General features: G+C 23.9%; 2 protein-coding genes. Both read right to left on the reverse strand.

Going from position 1 to position 2,222, the window contains the following annotated elements; translation table 11 throughout:
- Nucleotides 1-30: 30 nt before the first annotated feature.
- Entirely contained in the window at nucleotides 31-1,371 is a 1,341-nt protein-coding gene (locus EZH24_RS10575) for a CHAT domain-containing protein (RefSeq protein ID WP_170310860.1), read from the reverse strand.
- A 42-nt stretch (nucleotides 1,372-1,413) separates the two neighbouring features.
- Nucleotides 1,414-2,148, reverse strand: a complete 735-nt coding sequence (locus tag EZH24_RS10580; protein WP_137999089.1) for an NYN domain-containing protein — start codon at nucleotides 2,146-2,148, stop codon at nucleotides 1,414-1,416.
- Between the last annotated feature and the right edge of the window lie 74 nt (nucleotides 2,149-2,222).

Consider the following 2,222-nt stretch of genomic DNA (forward strand, 5'->3'; position numbering starts at 1 on the left):
AACATTATCAAAACATATATTATAATTTTTTTATACATAAGCGGGAACTCCGTTAAACCTATAACGCATAAAACCGTTGTAAAATTCTTTAATTTCCAAATAAGCCAAATAATAAGCTTGAGCGGTGTTTATTCTCGTATGTTTATGAAATAAATTTGAGTAAAAACTTTCTATAAAATCTATATATATTCCGTCCGCCAAACTTCCCGTTCCAGATATTACAGTCATTACTCCAGCGGAAAGCAAAGATTGGATAAGTTTATTGTCGTTTTCTTCCATATTGCAAGCGTTAATAAAAACCAAAGACGGCGGATTTTCCAAAGCGCTTATCGAATTTAAAATATAATCTTCGCTCAATTTTATTCCGTTAGAATATCCATGCGTTATTATATGAACAATGTCGTAATTCTCTAAAACTTTAATAAAATCAAAATAATTATGCTCTTTTCTATATAAATCGATATTAATATCTTTATTCAAATTTAATTTAATAGAATTGATTATTTCAATTTCTTTTTTATCGTTTTTTATATTATCGTCTGGAATCGAAACTATAGCTATTTTATTATTGTTTTTATTTTTCGTATTGTTAGGCAAAATATTAACTGCGTTCGTATAAGAAAAAATTATTTTTTCCGAAATAAATTTTTTATCGTAAGAGAGTATTTCCCAAGGAATATTATAAGTATTTTCGTCAAGATGCAAATAAACAATTCTAAAACCGTTTAGCAAATGTTGTCTGAATTCTTTTTCGGGAATAAGCATATTTGTTAAATAACTTCCGATTTCAATAAATTTTTTGGAATTATCGCCTTCGCTGTTTGAAGTTTTTAATAATCTTAAATATTCTTTATAAACGCTCTTATAAGCCTGATAATCGAATTTTTTTTGATACTCGGCAATATAAAGAGACGGAGATGTTTCTATCGCTTTGTATTTAAAAATGTCGTTTTCTTCCAAATCTTTTTCTATCGAGCATGAAAAAAAAGTTTGAGATATATTTTCGTTTAATAAATCAAGTCCGTTTTTTAATTTTAAAAAAGTTTTTTCGTCAATTTCAAATAAAGAAAAATCATTATATTTTTTTTCCGATTTATAATAAATTCCTCTTCTTCTTTTGTAATTGTCGGTTATTTTTATAAATGCAAAATCGTCATTATTTCTTTTATTATTGGAATTGTCTAAATTATTTAAATCTATTTCGTAATATCCGAAAAGTTTATTTTTTTCTTCTTCGTATAAAAACGCGTTTATTATATTTCCTTTTTTAATTATTTTTTTTATATTTGAATTTTTTAATTTTATGCATTCCGAATTTTTAGAAAAATATTCTTTATTTTGAGTTATTATATAAGATTTAATTTCTTTCATTTGCATTCTTTTATTTTTAAAATAATTAAATTTAACTAAAATTTATTTTTTCTTTACTATATTTAAAATAAGTTTTTCATTTATTAAACCGTCAATATGTTCTTCTAACGAAGTATCTATATGATTTCCCATTGGATTTAATATAAAATCTATCCCTTCTCTTCTCGCTATTTTTGATGCTGGCACAAAATCGCTATCTCCAGAAATTAAAACTATTTTATCTACAAGTTTTTTATACGATAAAGACGATATATCTACGGCTATCTTCATATCAATACCAGATTGTTTTAAATTTAAAATAAAATCTTCCTCGACTAAATCTTCAAATTTAATTGAAAAATTATCTTTTTCCATTCTAATATTTTTTATTATATTTTCAATTTTAGAAGGTTTTATAGTCCATCCATATTGTTTTTTTAATTTTCCAAGCCTTAAAGCGACTTTTCTATTTTTTCTTAATTCGTTAAATAATTCTATTTTAAATTCATATTCTTTTGTTTTTGAAAAATCTATACTCTTTCCTGTTTTAGGATTATGTTCTTTATTATCATAAGGAAAACAATCGTAAAAAAACAATCTGTATAGATAACAACAATAATTTTCAGTTTTTTTCCTTTTTTCATTTTTGCTTGCAAGGACTATAGAATATAAATCCTTTACGACTTTTTTAACATTATCTTTAGAAAAACTAAAATTAGAATCTATTTTTTTTCTATAATATTTATATCTTTTAAGAAAAAAAGAACCATCTACCAAAACAGCAACTTTAATATCCATAATACAAAAAGATTCAGGGATTGGCTTACCTAATATGTTTAGGAGCTTTTATACCTGAATCAAATATACGTTAT

Origin of the sequence: Brachyspira catarrhinii (assembly GCF_005518285.1) — a bacterium.
Lineage (GTDB): Bacteria > Spirochaetota > Brachyspiria > Brachyspirales > Brachyspiraceae > Brachyspira > Brachyspira catarrhinii.

Bases quoted from the DNA above. Each gene is read 5' to 3' on its own strand.
- EZH24_RS10575 (WP_170310860.1), bottom strand. From the start codon at position 1,371: ATGAAAGAAATTAAATCTTATATAATAACTCAAAATAAAGAATATTTT.
- EZH24_RS10580 (WP_137999089.1), bottom strand. From the start codon at position 2,148: ATGGATATTAAAGTTGCTGTTTTGGTAGATGGTTCTTTTTTTCTTAAA.